This is a genomic window from Fodinibius salsisoli (assembly GCF_026229185.1).
GTDB lineage: Bacteria > Bacteroidota > Rhodothermia > Balneolales > Balneolaceae > Fodinibius > Fodinibius salsisoli.
In genome coordinates, this window is sequence record NZ_JAGGJA010000019.1 from 55,543 (window position 1) to 61,542 (window position 6,000).

At 39.9% G+C, this 6,000-nt stretch carries 7 protein-coding genes; 2 read left to right on the top strand and 5 right to left on the bottom strand.

Going from position 1 to position 6,000, the window contains the following annotated elements:
* Positions 1-92: 92 nt before the first annotated feature.
* Together erm and J6I44_RS18975 are read right to left on the bottom strand one after the other, a co-directional pair.
* Complete coding sequence (gene erm, locus J6I44_RS18970) at positions 93-911, bottom strand: 23S ribosomal RNA methyltransferase Erm (RefSeq protein ID WP_265767784.1); 819 nt, start codon at positions 909-911, stop codon at positions 93-95.
* Between the two features lie 794 nt (positions 912-1,705).
* A complete protein-coding gene (locus tag J6I44_RS18975) occupies positions 1,706-2,053 on the bottom strand; it encodes a hypothetical protein (RefSeq protein ID WP_265767785.1) in 348 nt (115 codons plus the stop codon).
* Positions 2,054-2,427: 374 nt separating this feature from the next.
* On the opposite strand from J6I44_RS18975, the gene J6I44_RS18980 reads away from it, so the two are divergent.
* Complete coding sequence (locus tag J6I44_RS18980) at positions 2,428-2,634, top strand: hypothetical protein (RefSeq protein ID WP_265767786.1); 207 nt, start codon at positions 2,428-2,430, stop codon at positions 2,632-2,634.
* A 311-nt stretch (positions 2,635-2,945) separates the two neighbouring features.
* Here J6I44_RS18980 and J6I44_RS18985 read toward each other — a convergent pair whose 3' ends face one another.
* Positions 2,946-3,338, bottom strand: coding sequence for a DUF1428 domain-containing protein (locus J6I44_RS18985; RefSeq protein ID WP_265767787.1), 393 nt, complete (start codon positions 3,336-3,338; stop codon positions 2,946-2,948).
* On the opposite strand from J6I44_RS18985, the gene J6I44_RS18990 reads away from it, so the two are divergent.
* The gene (locus tag J6I44_RS18990) at positions 3,337-3,555 is read left to right on the top strand and encodes a hypothetical protein (RefSeq protein ID WP_265767788.1); all 219 of its coding nucleotides are present in this window, start codon (positions 3,337-3,339) and stop codon (positions 3,553-3,555) included. The two genes, J6I44_RS18985 and J6I44_RS18990, sit on opposite strands and share 2 nt — an antisense overlap.
* A gap of 265 nt (positions 3,556-3,820) precedes the next feature.
* On the opposite strand, the gene J6I44_RS18995 is transcribed toward J6I44_RS18990, so the two are convergent.
* Together J6I44_RS18995 and J6I44_RS19000 are read right to left on the bottom strand one after the other, a co-directional pair.
* Positions 3,821-4,579 carry an NERD domain-containing protein gene (locus J6I44_RS18995; protein ID WP_265767789.1) on the bottom strand — a complete coding sequence of 253 codons (759 nt, stop codon included), beginning with the start codon at positions 4,577-4,579 and terminating at the stop codon, positions 3,821-3,823.
* A gap of 171 nt (positions 4,580-4,750) precedes the next feature.
* On the bottom strand, positions 4,751-5,632 hold the full coding sequence (locus J6I44_RS19000; protein ID WP_265767790.1) for a hypothetical protein: 882 nt from the start codon (positions 5,630-5,632) through the stop codon (positions 4,751-4,753).
* Positions 5,633-6,000: the final 368 nt, after the last annotated feature.

Consider the following 6,000-nt stretch of genomic DNA (forward strand, 5'->3'; position numbering starts at 1 on the left):
CCGTTTAATGCGTGGGTTGTACCCACATTGTTAGAATATTTCATAATGTATTTTGAAAACAAATTTTGTTAAAACCTTATTTCAAAACAAAGCTAACGTTTATAGTACTTTTTATATTTATCTGGCATCACCGGGTGCATCCGTTTTGGAATTAATTTTTGCATCGTATTGAAACAATGGGCCCACTGAGAAAACGTGAGATTTGCAATGGGGAAGTTACGATTTATGCCAGCATCTCTGCTAATTCGTTTGATTTGGTTCCAGGTGAAAATACGTTTAAGTACATCTCTCATACGCATTTTGGGATTTTCGAGCAATGAAGCCACAAAAGCTATATAGTTGTAATACTCGTGTGGATTGACCAATCGCTTTGTTCTCTGATCTATCTTTACCATAGCTGATTGTACAGAGGGTGCCGGAGAGAATACTTCTGGAGAAACACGGTTAACGATTGAGATATCGTACCACGTATTCCATCCTATAGTCCTTGGGTCTGTGGAGTGCTCGGTAAATCGCTTGGCAGCTCCCCACTCGATATTTATAACGCCACCAGTAAAAGATGTCTGTGGAACATCCAAGAGTTGCCCAAATATATCTGCAGTAATATTGTATGGGATATTGGAAACTACTTTGAAGCTACTGTTAGGCAGAGGCATATTGAGAAAGTTTAAGTGGAGAACTTTCACATCTGGATTATTACCAAATGATTTTTTTAACGAGCTTGCTAAATTGTTGTCAAGTTCTACAGCTATTACTCTTCCAGCTTGTCGTGAAAGTGGACTCGTCAAAGCTCCTTTACCGGCTCCGATATCGATAACCATATCGTTACCAGTGACTTGGGCATGATTAATCATCTTTTTTGTAATAGCAGGATCATTTAAGAAGTTTTGGGTATACTTGAGATTATTCATAATACGATATACGCTGGATAAATTAGGAATTGGGTGAAAAGAAGAGCTGATTCCTGTTATCATAGCGTATAGGTAAGAGAGGAGAGGCACTGATATTCAGCTATTAATCATCAGTGCTGTCAATCCCGATAAAGCTCCGCTAAGTTAGCTTATTACTGAAAGCAGAATATTCCCCTCCCATTGTAACATGGCAAGGCTACCTGTTAGAATGGAGAAGTTCTAAATTTTTTGGGGTGTTTATACGCTACAAGTTAACAGGTTGTTTTCAACCGGTCTACTTGGCGCATATCTATTATTCCAAAACCCATGATTGGTTTCGTTCTGCTTTATTGAAGTGGATAATGAAGGCTGATAATAAAATCTTTGGCCTACATAATCAACTTCCAAGTGGTGTTTGTGGGTATAACGGCATGGTGCTAGTGCGTGTGTGTCCGGCATGGCTGTCTTGGCTTACGCTAATGTAAGCCATTAATCTTGAGGCTAAAAATCCCTTATGGGCAGGCTTTAGGCTCCTGAATCATTAGTAAGCCGCAAGGGCGTTCCGGGTAACCGGGAGTCTGAAGGAAACGAGACTACAAACTACGCTCAATCTTGGGCGGAGACGCCGAGTCGATTATCTGACTTAATCAGCCTGAATCTCCGGAGACCTACTTCGCAAGGATAAAGAAATACCTTAGAGCCTTTTTATGCGGATCGGGTGGCCCGCTATGGTATTCCCAACCGGGTGATTGGGAACGAAGTTAAGCGGAAGCCAACGCCGTCCGCTGGAATTATTTGTTAGGACTCAACTACATCTAGATACAGACTATTTTTTCATCCCAAGGTTGTTTAGGATGTAACCATCCGTCGACGTAGCCCTTTGTGTAAAGGCAACTTCCCTTCAGATAAAAACAATACTTCACCTCTTCGACGCCAACACTTACTTTGTTGCAGTACTCACCGTCCGAAAGATCCACGTGTAAGTGTTGTATTTGAACTCCGGCTATTGTAACTGTAACGTCAATAATTCCAGATTTGCAGAACTTGCCCTTGACGCTAAATATCTTGACGTCAAAGTTGAAATTTACGCAATCTGAAACTGTTTCTTCAGTCTCGATGCTTTTCTGTAAGACTTCGCCAATATCACCTTTTAGTTTTTCCATAATGCTCTCCTTAATTTGGCACAATTTATTTTAAGTTAGACCTCCTGTGTGCCTTCATGTGGCCTAACATATTATTGATGAACGTTTCATCATCCGTAAAGAAATATCTTTCATCCTGAAGATCACCACATAGGCATGTGGAATCCCATTCTATAAATCCAAAAAAATCCAATAAAGTCGTTTAAATATTTCGGCTGAATAAAAAGTTTATCGAACTTTTTTGTGAAGAATGGCTCATGGCTAAAGTGGCGAGACGCCCAACTTTATTGGGCCGAAAATCGCAAAATTGTCCACTTGAAGTCTTTGATCTTTACTGGAAGGACCCGTCAAAGTAGATTGTCGATGATAACCAAAATCTGACAACGGAGGGTTCGATGATTTACTCAGACATAGATCTACATAAAACAAATATCGACTATACCCATTACAAAGTCGTCAAAAGGTTTTATCGAAAAATTAAGCGTAGAAGCGGTCGCTCGGTAGTGAGAGCAGTGGTTGACAAGGAATTAGCTAAAGGCGTTTGGCATATACTAACCAAGAAGCAGGTACGGGGCATCCCGACAGCTGTCGGGACTCGCTAAACCTGTTGGCCCCAACTAATACCGTGTCCGCCTACCGACGGAAACCCGAATGCCCTCGGTATCGTCAGATGCATTAAGACTAAACCATTGCTTCAGAACCGAAGAAGTTACTTTTGAGTATTTAGAAAAGACTGAAATCTATTTTTTTACATACAAGAAATTCTATCGAATTGCTTTTACTTTGAGTGTACCTTACGGCCTTGCGCATAAGCTGCGTGCAGGCCAACGCTGATTTAAAACAAAATATACTACAGATGAGAAACTAAAAATTGGCAGGGAAGGGCCGAGGCACGTCCGAGTTAAAGCGCGGGCTATACGGCGCTCTGACTGGATGATTGAACGAACGACCGGAAGCCTCCATACACCATCCGTTCAGCATCAAAAATCGGCCTTGTAGTATGAGTCAGTGGATTGATCAAATCCGCCATCCTTGGGTCGGCCGCGACTCTCTCATTTGCAAGATCGCGCGCCTCACGAGATTCAAATACAACCCATCCAAAGATGATGGCTTCATCCTTTTTTGCGTTTGTCACATCAGTGAAAGATCGGGTGCCCTCCAAACTCAAATCATCACCAACATATTCTGAGTAATCGAGTGCACCATGTTCCTTCCAAATTTCCGCAACTTTTTCAACAACTTCTCTATATCTCTCTAACTGGTTGCGAGGCACAGGAAGTACAAATCCGTCGATATATTGTGTCATGTTACCCTCCAATCTTGTTACTGAAGTTTATCTTAAGCCGTATAACGACCTTGCGAACTACTACGCCGAAGTAGCACGGCTACGTAGGCTGTACATAAGCTGCACGCGAATGAATGTTGAGTTGATAAATAATGAACGAAAAGGGAAAAAGCCAGAAAAGTGGCCCCGACGCATCGGGGGCGAGGTGCTGAGCCCCATCATACGGGAGTCCGCTTGAATGCTATGACTTTGTCAAGTATTATGCCGCATTTTTTTGCCTGTCAAATCGAGACTCATAGTCCTGCCGGTAGGGCTGGCCAATATTTCAGATGGCACAGATTATTTTAATCATTTTGTTGATCAGATTATTACGTACCACCGGGGGGAGGGCTAGCCTGTCTCCCGCTGTGCTGGTATTGTTAAATATGAGAGACCTTTTTGCAGATTACAACTCGGTAGGGTAGTCTAATAAATGCGCGGGTTATAGGGCGCCATAGTTTTTGTTATATATCCTTTGTAAAGCGACATTTTGGGTAGTTTTCGCATCCTAAAAATTTCGTACCAGCATTAGGACCTTTCTTCGCTGTTCTCTCAACTAAATTCGAACCGCATTTCGGGCAAGCTGTTGTTGAATTATGCCTTTCATGCAATGACTGTACATGATCTCTAGTGGTAAGTGAAGACTCAGAAACATAGTATTCAATTTCTCCGACTACTCGATCTACTTCTTTAGGCGGAATAACTCGATCCTTAAACTGTTTAATATATTTTCCTAGCCGAGATCTTATAACGTTATCTGGCAACTCAGTTTTAAATTTACAATTCCCAACGAAATAAATAATTGTATGTACGTTTGATTCATTGACCCCTAAAAATTCAGAAACAATCTTTTTTTGCCTAAAGGTTTGCCTTGTCGGGTTCTGAAATGAATAGTTATTTCCATAAAGTGACTGGGTCCAATTTTTTTGACCCTTAGATCCAAAAATCCAACCTTTCTTATTCTTCGTTTCTACTATGAACAGTCCATATGGCGATACAAGAAGGTGGTCAATTTGAGTTGTACCATTTTCTGATGGAATGATTACATCATGAAATTTTCGGTAGTCTTTCGAATTGAGTGATAGCCACAGATAGAAAGTAGTCTTTTTTTCGCCTATCCAACCTCTAAATAGAATCAATATCTTTTCACGCATTTGTGGAATCAGCCAAACAAAGCCTATTATTACCAATATTATCAACAAAGCTGTGGCTGAATCGTCCATTGAAATATTTTTAAACTAATGCATTTGGATAGCCAAGGTAAAAAGCCCTATAACGACATTGCGCATAAGCTGCAGGCGATGGAATGTCGAGTTAGTTTTAAAACGAAAGATTAACTAATAACTAGAAGGGTGGCAAGGCAATAGCGAGGCCTGTCCGCGTTAATGCGCGGGTTATAACTCTTTTTTTTCTAGTTCATCTGTAAACTTATCTAAATTATTTGGTGCTCCAACCTTAATTTCAAAATCTATTTCGGCAGTTGTTTCTATTTTAAAATCGTGTTGAATAACTTCGTCTAAGAAAGAGAACATTTGATTAATTGCATCCCTAATGACATGTGTCCACCCATATTGATATTTATGTAATGTCCGAAAAAAATCAGGGGTATCGATTTTATTACCCTCAAGTTCAAATTCATAAGTCTGAAGATACAAAGTCTTAATTTTTTCAACTGTATTTAGTATTTGAATTGGTGATGCAGGCTTATTTTTGCTACCACCCATAGCAATTGGTAAATCTGTGACAAGTAGTTGTAGCATAGGATCAACCATTCTTTCCAAGTTATATAATCGAATATTAACCCATTCCCAATAGTCGTCAATATCTGGTTGTCTTTCTATTTCAATATATTTTCTTCCTTTTATTAAGTCTTCTAATTCACTATCAATTTTGGATAGTCTGTCTTGCAAAAGCTTTTTAGCAAGTTTGTATTCCCACTTTGGACGTTTAAGATGTGCTAATTTTTTTATCTCTTCAGACTCGTCTTCAAAACCATCTGGACATAAGTTTATATAATGATAAGCGGTATAAACAAAAGCAGTGATTATGGAAACTATTGCTAGTGCCAAATTAAATTCTAGTTCAGATAAAAACTGCGGGTTGTATTTAAATACTTCAACTATACCAACTAATGAAAGGAAAACCGTTGAAAATGAAGTTAGGAACCTGATGAAATGATTTTTAAAAATTCTAAAAATATGCTCATGAATACCGATGGCAGTTAATTCAACGTTGTGTGAATTAGAAATTTTACCATTGGATTTTGGAGTTTGCATCAGTAAAAAATTGCTGAATAGTTGAAAGAGTTATAACGACCTCGCGCTTAACCGGCGCACAGATTAATGTTGAATTAGCAACTAACGAAAGAAGAGACGTAAAACCAAGAACGGCAACGAATAGGCGAGGTGCGTCCGCGTTAATCATACTATTAGGGCACCCTCAAGGTTGACGTTCTTCACAGAAGAGGTCACCTTGGTTGTTCCACCACGAACGAACCCTATGAGGATGCCCATGAATAAGATTACACAATGTTATGACAGGGACAAACCTGATCCCTCACATTTGCTTTTGGCAATTGATGTGAGCAGTCGCCGGCTGGATCTGTACAGCCGATACCGGCAAGACGGGCACGAATACGAGATCA